Here is a 21,909-nt window from a genome sequence, read left to right on the forward strand (position 1 = left end):
GCACGATCGTTCCGGCCGCCGCAGCCATCGCGCCGAACGGTCCGGCAACGTGCGAAGGGGGGAACATGGCGCGTTACGTGATGGGAATCGATGCCGGAACAACCGGCGTGCGGGCGCTCGTTTTCGACGAGCGTGGGCATGCCGTCTCGACGGCGTATCGCGAAATCCACAGCAGCTATCCGCGCCCGCAATGGATGGAGCAGGATCCGCTCGAGGTCTGGTCGTCGACACGTGCGGTGATCGGCGAGGCGATCGCCGCGGCTTCCGCCACGCCCGCCGACGTGGCTGCGGTCGGGATCACCAACCAGCGCTCGTCGATCGTCGCATGGGACGGACCGACAGGAAGGCCGCTCTCGCGCATGCTGATCTGGCAGGACACGCGCACCGCCGAACGCTGCCGCGAGCTTCAGGGCCAGGGCCTTTACATCACGCCGATGATGGCCGCTTCCAAGGCCGAATGGATCGTCCAGAACCTTCCCGAAGCACGCGCCGCGCGCGAGCAGGGGCGGCTGCGACTCGGCACGCCGAACGCGTATCTCGCCGCGTGCCTGTGCGGCGACATCAACGTGAGCGATCACGGCAATGCCAGCCCTACGGGCCTCTACTCGTACTTCGACCACGCGTGGGATCCTGCTCCGCTTGCCGCTCTCGGGCTCGACACGGGCGTGCTGCCGACGCTCGTCGACTCGAGCGGTGAGATCGCGAGAACCAGGCCCGATGCGTTCGGCGCCGAAGTCGCACTCGCCGGCATGGCGGGTGACCAGCAGGCTTCGCTGTTCGGACTCGGCTGCATCGAGATGTCGCAGGCGAAGTGTTCGTACGGCACGTCGGCGATGATCACGATGAACTCGGGCGAATCGGTCGCGTTCGGCGGAAGCGGAACCTATCCCATCGTCGCGTGGCGCTTCGGCGGCAGGACGGTGTTCAGCCTCGAAGGACAGGTTGTCACGGCCGGCGCCGCAGTGCAGTGGCTGCGCGACGGAATCGGTATCGTCGCCGACGCGGCCGAAAGCGCAGCTCTCGCCGAGAGTGCGGGAACCACCGGTGGCGTGTGGGCCGTCCCCGCGTTCCAGGGCCTCGGCACGCCGATGATGCAGGCCGAAGCGAAGGCGATGATCGGCGGCCTCTCGCGCGGCTCGACGCGCGGCCAGATCGTGCGCGCCGTGCTCGAAGGCATCGCGCACCGGGTAGCCGACGTTGCCGAGAGCATCGCCGAAGGCGTTTCCGCGCCGACCATCCTTCGCGCCGACGGCGGCGCGAGCCGCAACGATTTCCTGATGCAGGCGCAGGCCGATCTTCTCGGAGTGCCGGTCGAGCGTTCGAGTTTTGCCGACGGCGCCGCTCTCGGCGCAGCGCGCCTCGCCGGATGCGGCGTCGGAGTGTGGCCGCAGGAGATGACGCACCACTTCGAAATCGAACGCACGTTCGAGCCGGCGATCTCTGCCGACGAACGCCAGAGCCGTCGCGCCCAGTGGAAGAAGCGCCTCGCGCTCGTCGTGGCCGACGCGGGCTGACGGCGTGACCATCCGGCTCGTCATATTCGACTGCGACGGCGTCCTGTTCGATTCCGAACCTGCCAATCTCGCGTTCTATCGTGAGGTGCTGCGTCGTGCGGGAGCTCCGCCGATGCCGGAATCGGTCGAAGCCGCCTATCATTCGCTGGCCTCGTCGCAGCTGTTCGAGAAGATCTTCGCGGATCAGCCGGCGATGCTGGCGACGGTCAAGCAGGTCGCGCGCGAAACCAGTTACGCTCCGTTCTTTCCGCTGATGCAGCCGAAGCCGCTGCTGCGCGAAACGCTGCTGCTCCTGCGATCACGCTATGCGACCGCAATGGCCACCAATCGCGGCCAGACGACCCAGGGCGTGGTGGATTATTTCGCGATGCGCGACCTGTTCGATCTGGCGGTCGGGGTGCTCGATGTTGCACGCCCGAAGCCGGAGCCCGACATGCTGCACAGATGCCTCGACTACTTCGGCGTCGATGCGGACGAGGCGGTCTACGTCGGCGATCAGCCGACCGACCTCGAGGCTGCCGAAGCTGCCACGATCCACTTCATCGGGATGGGTCCGATGTGCGGCCGCACGCCGCTTTCTGCGCAGCGTTTCGAAGAGATTCCGGACCTGGTCGCAGGTCTGGCCTGACGCTTTGCGGCTCAGCTCTCTTCCTCTTCCACCGTACGCGCCTTCGCTCCGCCCGATGCGGGCATGCCGGCGTCGCCGCGCCCGCCGAGCTCGTTCAGGCGGTTGATCAGCATGCGCAGGCGGCCAAACCGCAGCAGGTTGAAGTCGAGGCCGAGCCGGGGAAGCGACGCGACCTCGGGCTCGTCGCTTTCCTCGCGCATCGCCGGAATGCGCCGGATCGGCCGCCCGCCGAGGATGTCGGCGAACTCGAACGACAGTGTTTCGATCACGCTGTCGTCGATCGCATGGTTCAGCCGCAGCACGGTGATCCTGCGGATCGTCCTCATCGAGTGAAACACGCGATAGAACCCGGTGATCTCTTCGACCGCCGACTCGACGTCGTCCGTGATGCGGTACAGTGCGAGATCGTCCTCGCTGATCAGACCGCGCGCGAGCAGCTCGCCGCGCACGAGCTCATCCCACTGCTGCCAGTACGTGCCGCCCGGAACGTCGACGCAGACGATCGGAACCATCCGCGCCTTGCCGGTCTGCACGAGCGTGAGCGTCTCGAAGCCTTCGTCGTGGGTACCGAATCCGCCGGGAAAAAGCGCGACGCCGGAGGCCTCCTTCAGGAAGAACAGCTTGCGGGTGAAAAAGTACTTGAACTCGATCAGCTTCGCATCGCCGATCAGCGAGGCGTGCGGCTGCTGTTCGAACGGAAGCCGGATTCCGACGCCGAAGCTCCTGTCGACCCCCGCGCCGTCGACGACCGCGCCCATGATACCGGGTCCGCCGCCGGTGATGACCATGAAACCCGCCTGCGAAATCCGGCGCCCGAAATCCATCGCCATCTGGTAGACCGGCTCTTCGGGCCGCGTGCGCGCGGACCCGAACGCAGTGACCTTCCGCGGTCCGCTCGTCCACGGGCGGAAAACGTCGAGCGCCTTGCGGATTTCCGAGAATGCCGCCGAGACGAGCTTGAGATCGACGACGCCGTTGCCGTCGGCGACCAGGCCGATCGCATCCTCGATCAGGGCATTGAGCAGGCGGCGCGCCCGCGGGTCGGTGTGACCGAGATGCGCTGCGGCCAGACGCTCGATCAGCTCGAGGTGCAGCGGATCCGGTTCTTCGTTTGCGCTCATGGAAGCCGCATTGTTGGCCGCCCTTGCGGCGGACTCCAGTCGCGGGCACTGCGGGCGCTGCGGGTGCATCCGGGCATCGCAGCCGTTAGCATCGGCCGCGCGATGCGAGACCTGCGCCGCGACACCTGAAGATCGACGATGGAGCGCTCAGCGGCAATTTCCCTGTTCCTGCGGTTTCTCGTCTACGCGGCGCTGATTGCCGGGACGTTCGAGTGGATGGTCGTGGCCGTACGCTCGCACGACCTGCACTGGCTGATGCGCGACGACGGACCGGTCGAGATCACACAGTTGCTCGCGGCGCTGTTCACAGCGGTGCTGTTCTTCATGCTTTCGCGAGAGCGAGCCTCTTCGCGCGAGCTCTTGCGGCTGCTGTCGGCGCTCTCGCTGATCGCGTGCGCACGCGAGCTCGACAATCTCACGCTCGAGCTCGGATCGCGCGATGCCTACAAGTACATGGCGGCGCTTCCGCTCGTCTGGGCGCTGTCGATCATCGGGCGCGCCCGCGGACGCCTGCTCGACCAGCTGGCGGTGTTCTCCCAGACGTCGGGGTTTTCCCTTCTTCTGGCAGGATTTCTCATCGTGGTCGTCTACGCGCAGATCCTCGGACAGAAGGCGTTGTGGATGGCGGTGCTCAGCGCCGACACGTACCGGCCGATCAAGGAGCTCGTCGAGGAATCGTCCGAGCTTCTCGGCTATCTGCTGATGCTCTTCGGCGCGGCCGAAGTCGCCGTCAGCGACGATGCGGAGTAGCGAATGACAGCGGCGCAGTGGCACGACGCGTATGCCACCGGGGAGGAACCCAGCCTTGCCCGCATGTCCGCGTCCGTCGCTGCCGCACTTGCCCTGCATGCGGCCGCCGTCGCGCTGCTTGCTGCACGCGAGACGACCTGGCTCGAGCTGCAGCCGGCACCGATCGTCGTCACGCTATTTCCGGCCGCCAGTCGCACCGAAGGCCCGGGCGCACATTCGGACGAGCTTCATGTCGCAAGTGCTGCGGCCGGGCCCAGAGCCGAGCCGCCGGCGACTGCGGCAAATCCGGTGATGTCGCTGCCGCGCGAACCCGAGGACGTGGCTCCGCCGCATCCCGAGAGTGTGCCCAGGCCGCTGCCGAAACCCGCGAAGAGAATCGCAACGACGGCAAAGCCGCACGCCACCGATCATCCGGACGCCGCAGCAACTCCGCCCGATACCGATACCGGGGCAATCGCCCGCGGCGGAACGGGAACAGCAACGAGCAGCGGGACGAGCGATGCGGCGAGCGCACCGTCGTGGGCGCCGGCTGCGCGCATCCGCTACGAAGAGCTGCTGTTCGCGTGGATCGACCGCCACAAGGAATATCCGCTGCTTGCGCAGCGCCGCGGGATCGAGGGTTCCGGATTGATCCGCGTTCGTATCGGGCGCGACGGCCGCTTGATCGACCGCTCGCTCGTGCGCAGCACCGGGCAGCCGATGCTCGATGATGCCGCGCTCGAGATGGTTCGCCGCTCGAGCCCGTTTCCCGCCGTACCCGGCGAATATTCCGGCGCGAGCTTCGAGTTTGTCGCGCCGGTCGAATACCGCCTGCACTGAAGGAGCTGCCGATGAGCGAGATGAAGCCGTCGCTGTCCTGGAAACGTTGTGGAGTCTGCAAACGCGAGCTCGGCTTCGGCGCCGACTTCTTCGAGTGCAGCGTGTCGACGTGCACGACGGGCCGCAACCATCCGGTCTTCTGCAGCGTCACATGCTGGGAGCAGCACGTGCCGGTGATGCGTCACCGCGACGCGTGGGCGGAGCAGAAGAAGTCGCCGTCGCGGGCGGACTGGGAACGCGATCAGGCGGCGGAAGGCAGTTCGCCGAGCGGTGCGCAGGCGCCTGCGCCGAGGCGCATCGTGGTCGGCGGCTCCTCGAGCGCGGCGCCCGCTGCTCCGCCGGCGGACGACATCCTGATCGTCGTATCCAAGCTCAAAGCCTACATCCGTGCCCGCTCCGGCATGAACACGTCGGAGTCGGTGCTCGACGAGCTGTCCGACATCGTGCGCGAGCACGCCGACCGCGCGATCGAAAACGCCCGACTGGACGGCCGCCGCACGGTCATGAACCGCGATTTCAAACGCTGATCGCCCGCGCGATTCCGTCACAAGAATCGCGAGAGCGATGCTCTCAGAAGGAACGCGAGAGCGATCCGATCAGAAAATCGCCGCCAGCGACAGGATGATACCGACGATGTAGGTCCCGACGGCGCCGACGAGCCGGAGCGGGTGACCCCTGTCGAGCGTCGGCGACAGAATCATTCCGGCGGCATGCGAGTAGCGTACGAACACTGCGGCGGCGTACAGAAGTCCATGCCAGCCGCCGTAGCCGCTGTTCGCGAGCGCATAAATGAGAATTGCGAACATCGGAGCGAATTCGCACGCATTGGCGTGCGCACGGACCCATTTGTAGAGCGGATCGGCCGGATCCTCGTTGCAGCCGATGAACTTGCCGGTCTGGCCGCGCATGCGCGATACGCCGAGTCCGAGCCCAAAGACGAGAAGGCCGAGCAGGCCGATGCAGGTGAGCGCAAATCCCATTTGTTCCTCCACGACTCCGTTTGCCGGAACGGTCGATGTCGCATCATCCGCCAGGGACGGCGCCGCCGCCATCTTCCGCTACGGGTTTGTCGGACCGTTTGCCGATGCTCCGGCCGACGTCGCGGCGCAGCATCTCTGACACCGCCGCGGGATCATCCCTGCCGATAGGCTTCCGCGAGCAGCTCGACCGGATGGCGCACGATCGTCGGAAGCCCGGCTTCGGCGACGGCCTTCGAGATCTGCAGCATGCATCCCACGTTGCCGACCGCCACGACCGTCGCCTTTCGTTCGAGGACCAGCTCCGCCTTGCGCTTTCCGAGCTCGGCCGAAAGCGCCGGATGATCGACGTTGTAGCTGCCGGCGCTGCCGCAGCAGATCGCATTCTCGCCGAGGTCGACGGGATCGCGTCCGATGGCCGCCTCGCAGATCGCGCGCGGCGCCGCCGCAATGCCGCGTGCATGAAGGAGGTGGCACGCGTCGTGGTACGCGACGTTACCCTTGAGCTCGAGCGGTTTCTTCGGACGCTCGAAGCCGATCTCGACCAGCAGCTCGCTGATGTCGCGCGCGCGCGCAGCCAGCTCGCGGCCGCGATGCTCTTCGTCGCCGCCGGCGAGCACGTGTTCATAGTCGCGAAGCATGGCGCCGCATCCGGCCGCGGTCGTCACGACGAAATCCACATCCGCTCCGGCAAACGCGGTGGCATTGCGCGACGCCAGCGCGCGAGCTTCGTCGGGGTGGCCGGAATGCAGCGCCAGCGCGCCGCAGCAGCCCTGCGCCGGCACTTCGACGACTTCGATCTGGTTGCGCTGGAGAACTTCGACGGTGTCGCGATTGATCCCCGGCATCAGCCGGTCGCCGACGCATCCGGTGAGGACGGCGGCTCGCGCCCGCGCGCGCAGCGGCTGATGCATCTGGCTGCGGCGGAGCGGCGAAACCGCCGAGCCAGCGGCCGAACCGGCAGCCGCGGGTCCCGCGGCGGGCAACAGGCCGAGGCCCGGAAGCTTGCGCCGCATCGGCCCGAAGCCGGCGCGGTCGAGCAGGTTTGCGACGTGAAGGCCTGCTCCGACCATCGCATCGCTGGTGTACACCTTGCGTGCGACGCTCCTCCACATTTCTCCGGCGTCGTGACGCTCGGCGAGCCGCGGACGGAACTCTTCGATGCGGCGACCGAAGGAAACTCCCGAAGGACACGCGGATTCGCACGCGAGGCAGCCGAGGCACTGCGACAGGTGAAGCGCCGCTTCGGTGTCGAGCTCGATCTCGCCGCTGTCGATTCCTTCCATGATGTAGATGCGGCCGCGCGGTGAGTCGGCCTCGGTGCCGAGCACGCGGTAGGTCGGGCATGTGTCGAGACACAGGCCGCAGTGGATGCATGGAAGTCCGGGCCCGCTCATCGAAATCTCACAAGCCTCCGACGAAGCGGCCCGGCGACAGTGCGTCGGCCGGATCGAGCCTGCGCTTGACCGCGCGCATGAGCGGAAGCGATGCCGGCGGAGCGCCCCACACCTGGTGCCCCTGCTTGATCGAAACCGGCGCACGCTCGATCACGCGCGTCGCAATGACGCCGTCGGGCTCGGTCGCCGCAAGCAGCGACTGAAGCGCGGCAACGTCGACAGGATTGCCGAACGCGGGTCTCGCCGCCGATCCGCCCGCGTCCTCGCTCGACGAGGCGAGATGAAAGCGCGCGATTCCGGCACCGAGGTGCCCCGCGACCAGCAGCGGAGTGCGTCCGAGCCGCGACGCCGTTTCCTTGAGTTTGCCGAGCACGGATCGCACCGTCCCGACGATGCTCGCCGGCGGCGTGGCGATGCGCAGCGTGGCCCCGCCCGGCGCATCGATATGCGCAGGACTCGTCCAGTCCTCGACCGCATCCGACGGCTGGCGGCCGACCGCGGCGCACACGCGGTCGCCTTGTACGGCAACTTCCTGCTCCGTGCCTTCGACGCGCACGGCAAGAATCCACAGCATCGTCGCTTCGCTCATGTCGACCGCAAAATCGACGGCCGCGAGCGGCAGCGACTGGCCGAGCAGGCGGCCACGTGCCGCGTCGAGCTCGGCCGGCGAGACGAATTCGAAGACGAGCGTTGCACCGGCCTCGGGAAGCGGATGCGTACGCAGCGTTGCCTGCGTGATGATCGCCAGCCCGCCCCACGAACCGGTGAGCAACCGCACCAGATCGTAACCGGCGACGTTCTTGACGACGCGCCCGCCGCAGACGAGCGTACGACCGCAGCCGTCGATCGCCGTCATGCCGAGCACGAGATCGCGCGGAAGGCCGAAGCCGTGGCGCAGTCCGCCGGTTGCGTTGGTCGCGAGAATTCCGCCGATCGATGCGCGGTCTTCGATCGCGGCGTCGATGGCGACGCGCTGGCCGACTTTGGCAAGGCTGCGCTGGAGGCGCGACAGCGAAACACCAGCCTCGCAGATGACCGTCATGTCCTCGGGATTCTGCTCGAGGATGCGGCCGATCGCCGTCATCGAAAGCCGCACGTCGTAGGCCCGCGGCGGCGCTCCGATGTGCAGCATCGTCGCTCCGCCGCTGGTGACGACGCCGAGCCGCTTGGCGCGCGCTTCTTCGATCGTGGCGATCACGTGTGCCGGCTCGCGGGCGGTGATCACGGCCTGAGGCAGCATGCCGTCGATCTCGTCGACGTCGCGACCGGGCCGCAGCTGGCCGGGACCGAGCGACGGAAACGCGGCCAGATCGAGGCGCGGCCGCGCGGCGCTGGTTTCCGCCGCGCTCGTTCCGTTGGCCTTCGCTGCGCTCATCCCTTCCAACTTCGCTGCGCTCGTCCCTTCCGCCTTCGCTGCGCTCATCCCTTCGAACTTCGCTGCGCTCATCCTCCGCCTCGCGGTCGCGGCCTGGTGACTTCGACGCATGACCTCGACGACGGAACGATCTTGCCCGGATTGCACAGCCCGTGCGGATTGAACGCGTCGCGCAGGTCGGACATCGCGGCGAGCGTATCGGCGGTGAATGCCGCCGGCATCATCGCGAGCTTCTCGACGCCGATGCCGTGCTCGCCGGTAATCGAGCCCCCGAGCTCGAGACACGCCGTCAGGATCTCGTCGCCCGCGGCCAGCACGCGCTCGACTTCGCCCGGCACGGTCTCGTCGTACAGAACCAGCGGATGAATGTTTCCATCGCCCGCGTGCATCAGCGTCGCGATGCGAAGTCCGTAGCGTTCGGAGACCTTCGCGATCGTCGCGGCGATCTCGGGCAGGCGGCTGCGCGGAACGACGCCGTCCTGCGTGCAGTAGTTCGGCGTCAGCCTGCCCATCGCGCCGAAGGCACGCTTGCGCGATTTCCACAGCAGCGCGCGCTCGGCCTCGGTGGCCGCACGCCGCACTTCTGTCGCGCTCTCGGTCATGCAGCAGGCTTCGACGCGCTCGGCGATCGGCTCGAGGCTGTCCGCGAGCCCGTCGAGCTCGATCAGCAGCACGGCGCCGGCATCGGACGGGAAGCCGAAGTGGTAGGCCGCCTCGACCGCCTCGATGACGAGCGCGTCCATCATTTCGAGCGCGGCCGGAATGATGCCCGCCGCAATGATTGCCGAAACCGCGCGGCTGGCTTCCCCGACGCCGGGAAAGACCGCGAGCATCGTCGAGACCGCCTCGGGTTTCGCGAGCAGCCGCACCTTTGCGGCGGTGACGATGCCCAGAGTTCCCTCCGAGCCGGTCATCAGACCGACGAGGTCGTAGCCCGGCGCATCGCACGTGCGGTCGAGCCAGACCACCTGGCCATCGGGAAGCACGACTTCGAGCGCGAGCACGTGATTGACGGTGACGCCGTACTTGAGCGTGTGCGGCCCGCCCGAATTCTCGGCGACGTTGCCGCCGATCGTGCACGCCGACTGGCTCGACGGATCGGGCGCGTAATAGAGGCCGTGCGGTTCCACGACGCGGCTGACCTCGAGATTGACCACGCCGGCCTCGACCTCGGCCACGCGGTTTTCCAGGTCGATCGAGCGAATGCGCTTCATGCGCGACGTCCCGATCATGACCGACGAGTCGATCGGCAGACACCCGCCCGATACGCCGGTTCCCGCACCGCGCGGCACGAACGACGCGCCCGCCTTTGCCAGAAGAGAAACCACGCGCGACGCTTCCCGCGTCGTCTCCGGCAGCAGCACGAGCCGCGGGGCGGTCTTCTCCAGCGTGTACCCGTCGCACTCGTAGACCTTGAGGGACGTCCGCTTTTCGACGATGCCGCGATCGCCGACGATGTCGCGAAGCGCCGAGGCGAGCGAAGCGTCCATTTTTACGACGCCCGCGCCCGCGCCGAAGTCCCGCGCGGCGCTTTCGCCGGCGGCTCGCGGAGCTGCGGGTTCCGGCGCGATCGCGGGCCGCGCGGTGTCCGGATGGCCCGCGTCCATGTCCAGACCGTCCGTGCCGGCTGAAGATTCCGTTTCCGTCGTGCTCTGCAATCCGGTCCGCGCTCCAGCGTCTCTTATACCGGTCCCCGGTCCGAGGATGGAATGCGCCGCGCACGCGTGTGCCCGATTGGCCTCACGGCGGCCCCCGCGCTATCGGGCCACCATGAACAACGTCCAGCCGCCGTCGCGCCTGCTGCTCGGCCCAGGCCCTTCCATGGTCAATGCCCGCGTCTACGCGGCGATGGCGCGGCCGCTCGTCGGTCATCTCGATCCGTATTTCCTCGAGCTTCTCGAGCGCGTGCAGGGCGACCTCCGTACGGTCTTCGGAACCGCCAACGCGGTCACGCTGCCGATCTCCGGTACCGGCTCGGCCGGCATGGAGACGTGCTTTGCGAACCTCGTCGAGGACGGCGACGAGGTCGTCATCGTCGTCTCCGGAGTATTCGGCACGCGCATGTGCGACGTCGCGACGCGGCTCGGGGCTCGCGTCGAGCGCGTCGAGGTCGAATGGGGCCGCGTGGCCGATCCGGCCGACGTCGAGGCGGCGATCGGCCGCTGCAAACGGCCGAAGATCGTCGCGGTCGTGCACGCGGAGACTTCGACCGGCGCGTGGCAGCCTTTGCGCGAGATCAGCCGCCTCGCGCACGAAGCCGATGCGCTGCTGCTCGTCGACTGCGTGACGTCGCTTGCCGGGTGCCCCGTCGGCATCGACGAGCTTGCGATCGATGCGGCCTACAGCGGGACCCAGAAGTGCCTGAGCTGCCCGCCAGGGCTGTCTCCCGTGACGATGAGCGAGCGCGCGATGGCCGCCGTCGCGGCGCGCAAGACGAAACCGCGAAGCTGGTATCTCGACCTCAGCCTGATCGGCGCCTATTTCGGCAGTCAGCGCCTCTACCATCACACCGCGCCGGTCTCGATGATCTACGCGCTCGCCGAAGCGCTGACCCTGGTCCTCGAGGAAGGGCTCGACGATCGCTATCTGCGGCACGAGCGCAATCATCACGCGCTGCTCGCCGGCCTCGGCGCGCTCGGCATCCACGCGGCAGCCCAGGAAGGCCACCTGCTGTGGATGCTCAACTGCGTTCACGTGCCGGACGGTGTCGACGAAGCCGCGATGCGCCGCCGGCTTCTCCTCGATCACGGCATCGAGATCGGGGCCGGCCTCGGACCGATGGCCGGCAAGGTCTGGCGCATCGGGCTGATGGGCGAATCGAGCCGGCCGGCCAACGTGCGGCGCGTGCTGCTCGCGATCGAATCCGAGCTGCGACGCGAAGGCCGGCGCCCGCCGGCCGGAGATGCGATCGAAGCGGCCGACCGCGTCTACGCGGAGCGCGGCTGAACCCGATGCGGACGGCCGCGCTGCTGCGACCGCTCGCGATCGTTGCCGGGATCGCAGCCTTCGCGGCTTCCGAATGCCCGGTGGTTTCGCTACGGACGGCCGCGGCGGCGACCGGTGTGTTCGCGCAGAACACCGACGACCTCGACCCGCAGTCGCTTGCCGTTGCCGCCGAGCGCACGGCGAATGCGCTCGATGCGCAGATGGAAACCGGCCCGTTCGTTCTCGGGCACACGCGCGTTACGACTTCGGATCTTGCGGCCAGTGCAAGGATCGTCGCGAAGGTCGCACGCTCCGCCAGGGATCCGCGCGACCTGACCGCCCGGCTTGCTCAGGAATGCACGGCATATCGTTTCCGCTCGGCCGCGAAGATCACCGGCTACTACGAGCCGGTGCTTGCCGCGCGCCGCGCGCGCGATGCCCGCTTCCTGTATCCGATCTACCGCGAGCCGCCGGCGCCCGATCTCGCGGCCGTCACGCAGCGGCTCGGACACGCGCCGCTGCGCGAAGACATCGACCGTGGCGGCGCGCTCGCAGGTCTCGGACTCGAGATCGCGTGGCTCGACGATCCGGTCGAGCGCTTCCTGCTGCACGTGCAGGGCTCGGGCCGGCTCGTGTTCGACGACGGCACGAGCGAGCGCATCGGCTTCGCGGCGACCAACGATGCCGCCTACCGCAGCATAGGCTCCGTCATGCTGAAAAAGGGCATGCTCGCGCGGGGTCATGCCAGTGCGGACGAGATCCGCGAGTGGCTGCGTGCCCATCCCGATCGCCGCGACGCGATCCTTTTCGAGAATCCCCGCTACGTATTTTTCCGCGAGACCGGCCAGGAAGGTCCGGTCGGTTCGCTCGGCGTGTCGCTCGTCGGCGGACGCTCGATTGCGAGCGACGACCGGTACGTGCCGCGCGGAATTCTCGCGTGGCTGGTGACCACGGCGACGGCTCCGGGGTCAACTCCGGTCGCGAGATTCGTGTTCGCGCAGGATGCGGGCGCGGCGATCAGCGGGCCGGCGCGCGTCGATCTCTTTGAAGGATCCGGGGAGCAGGCAGGGACCGCTGCCGGAAAAAGAAACGACAGCGGCGAGCTGTACATGCTCGTCTGCCGGGAAGACGGCCGGCAGGAGTAACGGATCAGGCGTCCGCGTGCTCGGCCGAAACCCGCTCGCGGGTCGCGGCGAATGTGACGTTCGGCCACTGCTTCTGCGCGTAGCGAAGCTCCCAGCTGTTGCGCGCGAGATAGACCGGAGCGCCGTCGCGGTCGTCGGCCATCGCCGAGTGGTTGGCCTCTTCGAAGCGCTTGAGCTCGGCGGGATCGGCCGCGCCGACCCAGCGCGCGGTCTCGTACGGAGCCGCTTCGAACCCGACCTTGATCCCGTATTCGCTCTCGATCCGTGACGCGAGCACTTCGAGCTGCAGGCGGCCGACGACGCCGACGATCCAGTTGGCGCCGAGCTTCGGCTTGAACACCTGCGTGACGCCTTCTTCGGCGAAGCTCTCGAGCGCGCGGCGCAGCTGTTTCGACTTCATCGGATCGTCGAGCCGCACGCGCTGCAGGATCTCGGGCGCGAAGTTCGGAATGCCGGTAAACCGCAGCTCTTCGCCTTCGGTCAGCGTATCGCCGACACGGATCGTACCGTGGTTCGGGATGCCGATGATGTCGCCGGCCCAGGCTTCGTCGACGAGCTCGCGGTTCTGCGCGAAAAAAAGAATCGGATTGTGGACGCCGATGGTCTTGCCGCTGGTCGAAAGGCGAAGCCGCATGCCGCGCACGAAGCGGCCCGAGCAGATCCGCATGAACGACACGCGGTCGCGGTGGTTGGCGTCCATGTTGGCCTGAACCTTGAACACGAAGCCGCTTACCTTGGGCTCGGTCGGCTCGACCGTTCGCGTCGACGTGGCCTGCGGTCGCGGAGCGGGCGCGAAGCGAACGATAGACTCCAGCAGCTCGCGCACGCCGAGCGCGCGCAGCGCGCTGCCGAAGTACACCGGCGTAAGGTGCCCTTCGCGATACTGCTGCTCGTCGAACTCGGGATATCCGGCGCGCGCCAGCTCGAGCTCGTCGCGAAAGATCGCGAGCTCTTCGGGCTCGAGGTGCTTTGCGATCGAGCCGTCGTCGAGTGCGATCGGATCGAGCACGGCTCCGGTGCGGTCGAACGGCAGGAAACTGTTCTTCTCGGCATCGAGCACGCCGCGCAAGAGCCCGCCCGTTCCGGCCGGCCACATCATCGGGGTCACGTCGAGCGCCAGCTGCGACGCGATCTGATCGAGCAGCTCGAACGGCGACAGGCTCTCGCGGTCGATCTTGTTGATGAACGTGATGATCGGGATGTTGCGCATCCGGCAGACCTCGAACAGCTTGAGGGTCTGCGGCTCGATGCCCTTGGCGGCGTCGAGCACCATGATCGCGCTGTCGGCCGCTGTCAGCGTCCGGTACGTGTCTTCGCTGAAGTCTTCGTGGCCCGGGGTGTCGAGCAGGTTGCAGGTGGTGCCTTCGAACTCGAAGGTCATGACCGCCGACGACACCGAGATTCCGCGGTCCTGCTCGATCTTCATCCAGTCGGAGCGCGCGCGGCGGTTCTCGCCGCGCGAGCGCACCTGGCCGGCGAGGCGGATCGCGCCGCCCATCAGCAGCAGGTGTTCGGTCAGCGTGGTCTTTCCCGCATCGGGATGCGCGATGATCGCGAACGTGCGGCGGCTGCGGATCTCCGCGCCGGCGACGCCCTGTCGGGTTGCCTCGGTCGTGCTCAATCGTTGCTCCTGCGTTGCTCCCGAAGCCTTGAGGGCGCGCGCCCAAGGTCCGGTTGCGGGCCTTTTGCGAGCGGTGAACGCGCAAGAAAGCCTCCGGCACAACGGAGAGTCAACGCGAGGCGCCGCAAGCCGCGCCTCGCCTCGGGCCGGCCGTGCGTGTTATAAGCCGCGTCCGGTCGCGCACTACTCCTCCGGTTTCATGGCGGCCCCGGCTGCCGGCGAAAGCGCGAGCCGGCCGGACCGCTCGACGCTCGCGAGAAGCGCCCGGCGAGAAGAATCGCAATGAACAGAACGAACAGGCTGAACGCGATCATTGCCGGGACGAGCATTGCCGCTGCCGTCGTTGCGCTCGCAGGTGCGATTCTGGTGCCCGCAGGCGTGCAGGCGGCCGACATCGCACCCGAGAAAGTCGGCAACGTCTTCGAGCTTCCCGCCAAGCCCGGACCGTCATGGTTCTGGGCGAGCGACATCCTGCTGCATCGCACGGCGCTGTACGACGCGGCCGAAGGGCGCCTGCTCGGCACGATCAGCTCCGGATCGGCCGGAACAGGCTTCGTCGTATTCCCGCTGTTCCCGCCCGCGCACGACGAGATCTATCTTGCCGAGACGTACTGGTCGCGCGGCATTCGCGGAGAGCGCACCGACGTCGTCACTGTCTACGATGCGCGCACGCTGAAGCCGAAGGCGGAGATTCCGATCCCCGCCAAGCGCGGCGAGTACTATCCGGGCAATGCGTCGAATGCGCTGACCGACGACGGTCGCTTCATGGCGGTCTTCAACATCACGCCGGCCACGTCGCTGTCGATCGTCGACGTCAAGGAGCGCCGCTTCGCCGGCGAGGTCGAAGCGCCGGGCTGCAGCCTGGTCTATTCGGCCGGCCCGCGGCGCTTCTTCATGCTGTGTGCGAACGGCAGTGCGCTCGTGATCGATCTCGACGACCGCGGCGGCGTCACCAGGGCCGAGCGCACCGAGCCGTTCTTCGATTCGGTCAAGGATCCGATCACCGAAAAAGGCGTGCGCCGCGACAACGAATGGATCTTCACGTCGTACGACGGCGTGATCCATACGATCGACGTCAAGGGTCCGACGCTTGCGTTCGGCCCGACGTGGTCGCTCACGGACGACGCCGATCGCAGCGGCAACTGGCGCATCGGCGGCCTGCAGCACCTTGCGGTTCATGCCGCGAGCGGACGGCTCTACGTGCTGATGCACCAGGGTCCGGCGGGCACGCACAAGGATCCCGGCACCGAAATCTGGGTCTACGATCTCGAGGAACGAAAGCGCATCGCGCGCTTTGCGGTTCCGAGCCCGCTCGTCACGTTCATCGCCGACCAGGCCAAGCTCGGCGCGATCGACAAGCAGCCGCTGAGCACGCGCGCGACGCGGGCCGTGCTCGAGGCGACGCTGCCGAACGTCGGCGCCGAGCGCATCCTCGTTACGCAGGAGGACAAACCGCTTCTGATCGCGTCGTCGGGCTTTCCGCCGACGATTGCCGTGCTCGATGCCGAAACCGGCGCGGTCGAGCGTGAAATCCAGGAGCCCGGCGTGGGCTTCAGCCTGTTCTTCAATCCATAGGCGCACCGGTGATCGATCCTGCGTTTCAGCTCGTTGTCCGTTCGTCGCTCGCGCTGCTGCTGCTGGCGGCAGCCCGGCACAAGCTGCGCGACCTCTCGCACTTTCGATCGACTGTCGACAGCTATCGGATCGTGCCCGCTTCCGCAGTGGGCGTGCTGTCGATCGCCATGCCGGTTTTCGAGCTCGCGCTGGCGGTAATGATTGCGACCGGCATCGCACTTTCGATGGCTGGCGCCGGCGCGATGGTGCTGCTTGGCGCGTACGCGCTCGCAATCGCGATCAACGTGCGGCGCGGGCGGCTGGATCTCGATTGCGGCTGCATGGGACCGGCCGCGTCGGTTCCCGTCAGCGCGGCGCTGGTCGCGCGCAACGCCGTACTGGTGCTGGCGGCGGCGGTGCTCGTTCCGCCGGTATCCGTGCGCGGGCTGACGCTGCTCGACGGCATCGCGGTGCTCGGTTCGACCGCCGCGCTCGCCGCATGCTGGGCCGCGAGCGAACGCATGCTCGCGCTCGCTCCGCGCGTGGCGCTGGCAAGGCGCCGCGATTCGACGAACGCTGCGAGGTCCGCGTGATCGTCGCGTTGACAGTCTCCGTCGTGCTGCTGTGGATCCTCGTCGCCGTGCTCGCCGGCGTGGTGTTCGCGCTGACCCGGCAGATCGGCGTGCTCTACGAGCGCGTGGCTCCGGCCGGTGCGCTGATGATCGGACGCGGAGTCACGGTCGGCGAGGAAGCTCCCGTCGTTCGCGCAACCACGCTCGGCGGCGAATCGGAAATGGTCGGAGCGCCGTCGGCCGACGGCCGCTCGACGCTCGTATTCTTTCTTTCTCCGACTTGTCCCGTCTGCAAGACGCTGCTGCCGGCGCTGCGCTCGATCGCCAGGGCCGAAGCGGCGCGCGTGCGCGTGCTCATCGCCGGAGACGGCGCGGCCGACGAGCACGAGGCGTTCGCACGGCGCGAAAAGCTCGCCGACCTCGCGTACGTGCTCTCGACGCAGCTCGGGATGACCTGGCAGATCGCGAAGCTTCCGTACGCGGTGCTCGTCGACTCGCGCGGTGTCGTGCGCAGCCACGGCATCGTCAATTCGCGCGAGCATCTCGAAAGCCTGGTCGAGGCCGACGAGCGCGGCGTGGCATCGATCCAGGAATTTGCGCGGCAGGAAGGGCTTCTGCCGGCGCATCACGAACACGAGGCCGGACACGGCACCGCGCCCGACCGGCGCGTGAAGGTGGCATGACGATGGCGACACGCGAACCGTGGAAGCTCTTCGATGCGTGGCTCGAGAACGGCTCGCGGCAGATCGCCCGCCGCAGCTCGCGGCGCAGCTTTCTTGCGCGCGTCGGAACGCTGCTCGTCGGCGGCGCGGCACTGCCGCTGCTTCCGGTCGCGCGCATCGAAGCGGCGGAGGAGTCGCGCGCGCCGGCTCCGGACGAAACCGGCGACCAGACCCAGTGCGAGTACTGGCGTTACTGCGCGATCCACGGCTATCTGTGCGCGTGCTGCGGCGGCGCAGCCAACACGTGTCCGCCGGGAACCGAGATGTCTCCGATCACGTGGCTCGGCACGTGCCGCAACCCGGTCGACCACAAGGAATACGTCATCGCGTACAACGACTGCTGCGGGCAATCGCTGTGCGGCCGCTGCCTCTGCAGCCGCACCGAAGGCGAGCAGCCGGTCTACAACACGTTCCGCAACAACGACCTGCTGTGGTGCTTCGGCACCGAAAGCCGTGCCGTGCACTGCAGCGTCTCGGTCGTCGTCGGCGTCGCAACCAAGACGTAGGCGACGGGTGGGGGTTCCGAGCGCACTGCAGATCGCGCGCGGCGCGGCGGCTGCCGCGCTGATCACCGTCGCACTGTTCGTGTCCACTGCGGCGTTCGCACAGGGCGTCAGCTTCGCATCGCCGGGGCGCGTTCCACGCGCGCAGGACAGCGACATCGGCTCCAAGACGACCGGCGATCCTTCGCTCGACTACACGCTGCATTGCCAGGGCTGTCATCAGGCGGGAGGCGTCGGCCTTGAAGGCTCGGTGCCCGAGCTCAAGGGTTCGGTTGCGCGCCTCGTCTCGCTGCCGGGCGGACGCGAGTACATCGCGCGCGTGCCCGGCGTCGCGCAGTCGCAGCTCGACGACGCTGCGCTCGCTGCGCTGCTGAACTGGCTGATGGCGTATTTCGATGCGGCGCATCTGCCGGCCGACTTCCGGCCGTTCACCGCCGAGGAAGTCGGGCCGCTGCGGAAGAATCCGCTCGTGCATGCGTCCGAGGTGCGGGCTGCGCTGTTCCGTTCGACCGGCGACAGCGCTGCACGCTCGCCGTCGCCCGTGCCGGTTGCCGCGAAACCCTGAGAACGTCCGCTACTCGATGCGCCCGGTTTCGATTTCCTTCGAATTGGCCGGCAGCGTCACCATCAGCCCGTCGCGCGCCATCACGACGCCGCTCGGACGCACGTCGGAAACACCGCGCACGAAGATCCACTCGAGAATGCGCGACGGCGGCGGCGGCGTCAGGTGGTAGAGCACGAGCAGGCCGACTCCCGCTTCGTTCGCGATCTTTGCCGCATCGACCGGCGACGTGTGGTAGCTCGGAATGTCTCCGAGAATTTTTGAGTACTGCGTGGATCCCGCCGCGACGGCTTCTTCGCGGATGATCGAGACCAGGAAGTTCGCCTGCGCTTCGTGGAAGAGCACGTCGGCGCCCTGCGCCGCCGCCACCAGTGACTTGGACGGAACGGTGTCACCGCTGACGGCAACCGAACGCCCCTTGTAATCGAACCGATAGCCGACGGCCGGTTTGATCGGCGTGTGGTCGACGAGGAACGCGCGCACGACGAGCCCGTTCTCCTCCAGAACGACGGTGCCTTTGGGATCGTTCGGATCGACCTCGAACGGCATGGCCTGCATGCGGCCTTTTTCGGGATTCATCACGACCGGACCGTGGTGCGCCGTGCGATACGTGGCGTCGAGCGCATACGCTTCGGTAAAGCCATTGACGAGACGGTCGATGCCGGTCGGACCGAACACACGAAGCGGCCCGGGGCGTCCTGCGCCCCACGTCTGCAGGTTGAACTCGCCGAGCTCGGCGATGTGGTCGGAATGGTAGTGCGTGTAGAAGATGGCGCCGATCTTCTCGGGCGGAACCCGCCACAGCGCGAGGTTCTTCCACGAGCCCATGCCGGTATCGACGATATAGAAATGGTCGCCGGCGAACACCGCGACGCACGCGCTCGCGCGGTCGTGATCGGACAGCGGGGAGCTCGTACCGCAGGCCACGACGCGCAGTGCGTCGTCCTTGAACAGCTCCTCGTGGTGCTTGGTCAGGATGCCGCGCGCCGTGCGGTGCACGAGCCAGTCCTGAAGTGGCTCGAGGCGTGTCACTGCCATGAACAGGCCGAAGCCCACAAAGACGAGTGCCACGAGGATCTGTACGAGACGTCGCATGTTTTTTCTGGCCCCTGAGATTCGCTACCAGGCGGTGTATCCGCCATCGACCGGCACGACAGCACCGGTCACGTACGAGGACGACGGCGACGCGAGGAAAAGGCAGGCGGTGCGGAGCTCGCCCGCCGCACCGATTCGGCCCATCGGATTGCCCGCGGCCATCCGCTCTTCGATGCTTTCGCGAACGATGCTTTCGTGCGTCATCTCGCTCGGAAACCACGCGGGAGCAATCGCATTGACGGTGATGCGGTCGGCGGCCCACTCGACTGCAAGCTGGCGCGTCAGGTTTTCGGCTGCGCCTTTGCTTGCCGCATAGCTCGCCACGCGAAACAGCGAGCTGCCGAGGCTGCCGAAGATCGACGTGATGTTGATGATCCGTCCGCCCGAGCCGGCCCGCTTCATCTGAGCGGCGGCAAGCAGGCTCGCCTGAAATGTCGCGGTCGCGTTGACCGCGAGCGTGTTGTCCCACTGCTCAGGCCACTGTTTTTCGGCGCGGCCCGTGGGCGCGATCCCGGCGTTGTTGACCAGCACCCAGACCGGACCGAGCGACGATTCGACGCGAGCGAACGCGTCCGCGAGTGCCGCACGGTCGGTGATGTCGACGGCGACGGCGAGGGTTTTCACGCCGTATCGCTCGCGAAGATCCTGCTCGACCGCGGCCAGACGGTCCGCGCGCCGCGCGAACAGCGCGACGCTGGCACCGGCGCAGGCAAGCGTTTCCGCGAACTCGATGCCGAGGCCGGAAGACGCGCCCGTCACGATCGCGACGCGACCGGAAAGACCGAAGAGCTGATCGATGGAAACGGACGGGACGGACACTCGGGCGAACCTTAGCGGACGAGCGCGAGGCTGTCACGGCGACGCGCGCGATTCGCATGCGGTCGACGTTGCCAACGGCCGGCCGCATCGAGCTGCGGTGGCGGTCCGTGGCACCGAGCACCTATGGCGTTGGTTGCACCGACCGCGGGAGGTGCGACAAGCCGCGCTGCCCATGGCAGCCGATTCTTCTCCGTTTCCCGAGCGCCGCGACCAGCGGATCCGCGTCGGCAGGCTCATGCTTCACGTTACGGACTGGGGCGGGCATACGACCGACGATGCGATCGTTCTTGCGCATCCGACCGGTTTCCTCGGCGCCGTCTGGAGGCCTCTTCTCGCAAGGCTGCGCGCGCTCGGAGTGACGTCGCGGCTGGTCACGTACGATCAGCGTGGCCACGGTCTTTCGTCCAAACCCGACGACGACTACTCGTGGGAGCATTTCCTGACCGATGCGGTGGAGTTGCTGCGCGCAATGGGCATCCGCAATGCGCTCGGGGTCGGACATTCGGCGGGAGCGACGACGCTCGCCGGCGTTGCGGCTGCGGCGCCCGGCCTTCTGCGACGCGTGGTGATGATCGACCCGGTGCTTTTTCATCCCGAGCTCGCACGTCTCATGCGCGAGATCGATGAAAATCCGATGGCCGCGCGCACGCGCACACGCCGCGTCGTCTGGGGATCGCGCGAAGAGCTGTTCCGCTCGTATCGCGGGCGCGAGCCGTACGACACGTGGACCGACGAAGCCCTGCACGCGTACGTCGACGAGGGAACGTTCGAACGGCCCGACGGCGAGATCGAGCTGCTGTGCCCCGCGCGCATCGAGGCGCAGGTCTATTCGGCCGCGGCCGGTTTCGATGGCTTTGCGAAGGTTGCCGAGGCCGGCGTTCCGCTGCTGTTCGTGCGAGGCGAGCGCAGCACGACGTTCGATGAGGAACGCGCGCGCCGTGCCGTGGAGGTCGCGCGCAACGGTCGGCTCGTGACCGTGCCGGAAACGACGCACTTCGTTCCGATGGAGAAGCCCGACGAAGTTGCACGCCTCGTCGTTGCCGAGCACCGCGCCGAGGCGTAGGACATGCGCGTGGATCGAACCGAAGCGCCCATTCCGTTTGTTCGCGTCGTGTTCGCTCTTGCCGTCCATGGATACACGGCGTTCGGCGCCGTGCTCGGATTTGCCGCGCTGTCGGCGGCGTTTCACCAGGATTACGCGACCACGTTCTGGATGCTGTCGGCCGCATTCCTCGTCGATGCGACCGACGGAACTCTTGCGCGCAAGGCCCGCGTCAAGCACGTCGCGCCGTACATCGACGGCAGCCTGCTTGACAACATCGTCGACTACCTGACGTACGTCGTCGTGCCGGTGGCCGTCATGGTGCAGCCGGGAATCCTGCCGGCCGGTTACGAATGGCTGGCGTTGTCGGTGCTGCTCGCGAGCGCGTACGGATTCTCGCGCACCGACGCGAAGGGATTCGTCGAGCACTACTTCCAGGGATTTCCGTCGTACTGGAACGTGCTGGTGTTCTACTACGTCGTGCTCGGCACGCGTCCGTGGGTCAACCTGTTCTTCCTCGTCTTCTTCGTGACGATGGTCTTCGTGCCGATGCGCTGGCTTTATCCGAGCCGCATGGAAGGCGGCCGCTCGGCAACGATCTGGCTCGGCGTGCTGTGGGGATTGATGTCGGTGGTGCTGATCGTGCAGATGCCGCACCCGTCACCATGGCTGGGGTGGTTGTCGCTGTTCTATCCGATCTACTATTCGGTCGGATCGCTGATGTATCACCTGCGCAGCCGGTGATTCTGCGGCTCTTCCGGTAAGCCG

At 67.4% G+C, this 21,909-nt stretch carries 22 protein-coding genes; 14 read left to right on the forward strand and 8 right to left on the reverse strand.

Features of this window, described 5'->3' with window-relative positions:
• Positions 1–65 precede the first annotated feature (65 nt).
• On the forward strand, positions 66–1,514 hold the full coding sequence (locus VN634_07835; protein HXC50776.1) for an FGGY family carbohydrate kinase: 1,449 nt from the start codon (positions 66–68) through the stop codon (positions 1,512–1,514).
• 4 nt (positions 1,515–1,518) lie between these two features.
• On the forward strand, positions 1,519–2,142 hold the full coding sequence (locus VN634_07840; protein HXC50777.1) for an HAD family hydrolase: 624 nt from the start codon (positions 1,519–1,521) through the stop codon (positions 2,140–2,142).
• An 11-nt stretch (positions 2,143–2,153) separates the two neighbouring features.
• Here VN634_07840 and VN634_07845 read toward each other — a convergent pair whose 3' ends face one another.
• A complete protein-coding gene (locus VN634_07845) occupies positions 2,154–3,263 on the reverse strand; it encodes a TIGR00730 family Rossman fold protein (GenBank protein ID HXC50778.1) in 1,110 nt (369 codons plus the stop codon).
• 138 nt (positions 3,264–3,401) lie between these two features.
• Here VN634_07845 and VN634_07850 point away from each other — a divergent pair, with 138 nt between their 5' ends.
• From VN634_07850 to VN634_07860, 3 genes are read left to right on the forward strand one after another with little or no spacing between them, the layout of a single operon-like run.
• Positions 3,402–4,013: a hypothetical protein gene (locus VN634_07850; protein HXC50779.1), complete on the forward strand. Its 612-nt coding sequence runs from the start codon at positions 3,402–3,404 to the stop codon at positions 4,011–4,013.
• 3 nt (positions 4,014–4,016) lie between these two features.
• Positions 4,017–4,832, forward strand: coding sequence for an energy transducer TonB (locus VN634_07855; GenBank protein HXC50780.1), 816 nt, complete (start codon positions 4,017–4,019; stop codon positions 4,830–4,832).
• A gap of 11 nt (positions 4,833–4,843) precedes the next feature.
• Positions 4,844–5,359 carry a hypothetical protein gene (locus VN634_07860; protein ID HXC50781.1) on the forward strand — a complete coding sequence of 172 codons (516 nt, stop codon included), beginning with the start codon at positions 4,844–4,846 and terminating at the stop codon, positions 5,357–5,359.
• A 69-nt stretch (positions 5,360–5,428) separates the two neighbouring features.
• Here VN634_07860 and VN634_07865 read toward each other — a convergent pair whose 3' ends face one another.
• The 4 genes from VN634_07865 to VN634_07880 form a co-directional block, all read right to left on the reverse strand.
• Positions 5,429–5,812, reverse strand: a complete 384-nt coding sequence (locus VN634_07865) for an MAPEG family protein (protein ID HXC50782.1) — start codon at positions 5,810–5,812, stop codon at positions 5,429–5,431.
• Positions 5,813–5,964: 152 nt separating this feature from the next.
• Entirely contained in the window at positions 5,965–7,206 is a 1,242-nt protein-coding gene (locus VN634_07870) for a (Fe-S)-binding protein (GenBank protein HXC50783.1), read from the reverse strand.
• 7 nt (positions 7,207–7,213) lie between these two features.
• Positions 7,214–8,581: an FAD-binding oxidoreductase gene (locus VN634_07875; GenBank protein HXC50784.1), complete on the reverse strand. Its 1,368-nt coding sequence runs from the start codon at positions 8,579–8,581 to the stop codon at positions 7,214–7,216.
• Positions 8,582–8,649: 68 nt separating this feature from the next.
• The gene (locus VN634_07880; GenBank protein HXC50785.1) at positions 8,650–10,188 is read right to left on the reverse strand and encodes an FAD-linked oxidase C-terminal domain-containing protein; all 1,539 of its coding nucleotides are present in this window, start codon (positions 10,186–10,188) and stop codon (positions 8,650–8,652) included.
• 163 nt (positions 10,189–10,351) lie between these two features.
• On the opposite strand from VN634_07880, the gene VN634_07885 reads away from it, so the two are divergent.
• Both VN634_07885 and VN634_07890 read left to right on the forward strand, forming a co-directional pair.
• Entirely contained in the window at positions 10,352–11,527 is a 1,176-nt protein-coding gene (locus tag VN634_07885; GenBank protein HXC50786.1) for an alanine--glyoxylate aminotransferase family protein, read from the forward strand.
• Positions 11,528–11,532: 5 nt separating this feature from the next.
• Positions 11,533–12,651: an MltA domain-containing protein gene (locus tag VN634_07890; GenBank protein ID HXC50787.1), complete on the forward strand. Its 1,119-nt coding sequence runs from the start codon at positions 11,533–11,535 to the stop codon at positions 12,649–12,651.
• A gap of 4 nt (positions 12,652–12,655) precedes the next feature.
• Here the strand turns inward: VN634_07890 and VN634_07895 are convergent, their stop codons facing one another.
• Entirely contained in the window at positions 12,656–14,272 is a 1,617-nt protein-coding gene (locus VN634_07895) for a peptide chain release factor 3 (protein ID HXC50788.1), read from the reverse strand.
• 282 nt (positions 14,273–14,554) lie between these two features.
• Between VN634_07895 and VN634_07900 the strand changes: the two genes are divergently transcribed.
• Genes VN634_07900 through VN634_07920 form a run of 5 tightly spaced genes read left to right on the forward strand, consistent with a single transcriptional unit; the run spans position 14,555 to position 18,188 of the window.
• Complete coding sequence (locus VN634_07900; protein ID HXC50789.1) at positions 14,555–15,847, forward strand: amine dehydrogenase large subunit; 1,293 nt, start codon at positions 14,555–14,557, stop codon at positions 15,845–15,847.
• Positions 15,848–15,855: 8 nt separating this feature from the next.
• Positions 15,856–16,419, forward strand: a complete 564-nt coding sequence (locus VN634_07905; GenBank protein ID HXC50790.1) for a MauE/DoxX family redox-associated membrane protein — start codon at positions 15,856–15,858, stop codon at positions 16,417–16,419.
• Positions 16,416–17,081, forward strand: a complete 666-nt coding sequence (mauD, locus tag VN634_07910) for a methylamine dehydrogenase accessory protein MauD (GenBank protein HXC50791.1) — start codon at positions 16,416–16,418, stop codon at positions 17,079–17,081. Before VN634_07905 ends, mauD begins: the two co-directional genes overlap by 4 nt.
• 2 nt (positions 17,082–17,083) lie before the next feature.
• Positions 17,084–17,626 carry a methylamine dehydrogenase light chain gene (locus tag VN634_07915; GenBank protein ID HXC50792.1) on the forward strand — a complete coding sequence of 181 codons (543 nt, stop codon included), beginning with the start codon at positions 17,084–17,086 and terminating at the stop codon, positions 17,624–17,626.
• 7 nt (positions 17,627–17,633) lie between these two features.
• Positions 17,634–18,188, forward strand: a complete 555-nt coding sequence (locus tag VN634_07920) for a hypothetical protein (protein ID HXC50793.1) — start codon at positions 17,634–17,636, stop codon at positions 18,186–18,188.
• 9 nt (positions 18,189–18,197) lie between these two features.
• Here the strand turns inward: VN634_07920 and VN634_07925 are convergent, their stop codons facing one another.
• Together VN634_07925 and VN634_07930 are read right to left on the reverse strand one after the other, a co-directional pair.
• Positions 18,198–19,280: an MBL fold metallo-hydrolase gene (locus tag VN634_07925; protein HXC50794.1), complete on the reverse strand. Its 1,083-nt coding sequence runs from the start codon at positions 19,278–19,280 to the stop codon at positions 18,198–18,200.
• Between the two features lie 24 nt (positions 19,281–19,304).
• Positions 19,305–20,099, reverse strand: a complete 795-nt coding sequence (locus VN634_07930; GenBank protein HXC50795.1) for an SDR family oxidoreductase — start codon at positions 20,097–20,099, stop codon at positions 19,305–19,307.
• A gap of 172 nt (positions 20,100–20,271) precedes the next feature.
• On the opposite strand from VN634_07930, the gene VN634_07935 reads away from it, so the two are divergent.
• Together VN634_07935 and VN634_07940 are read left to right on the forward strand one after the other, a co-directional pair.
• A complete protein-coding gene (locus VN634_07935; GenBank protein HXC50796.1) occupies positions 20,272–21,162 on the forward strand; it encodes an alpha/beta hydrolase in 891 nt (296 codons plus the stop codon).
• A 3-nt stretch (positions 21,163–21,165) separates the two neighbouring features.
• Complete coding sequence (locus tag VN634_07940; protein ID HXC50797.1) at positions 21,166–21,885, forward strand: hypothetical protein; 720 nt, start codon at positions 21,166–21,168, stop codon at positions 21,883–21,885.
• The last annotated feature ends 24 nt before the right edge of the window (positions 21,886–21,909 follow it).

Source organism: Candidatus Limnocylindrales bacterium (assembly GCA_035571835.1).
GTDB lineage: Bacteria > Desulfobacterota > Binatia > UBA1149 > CAITLU01 > DATNBU01.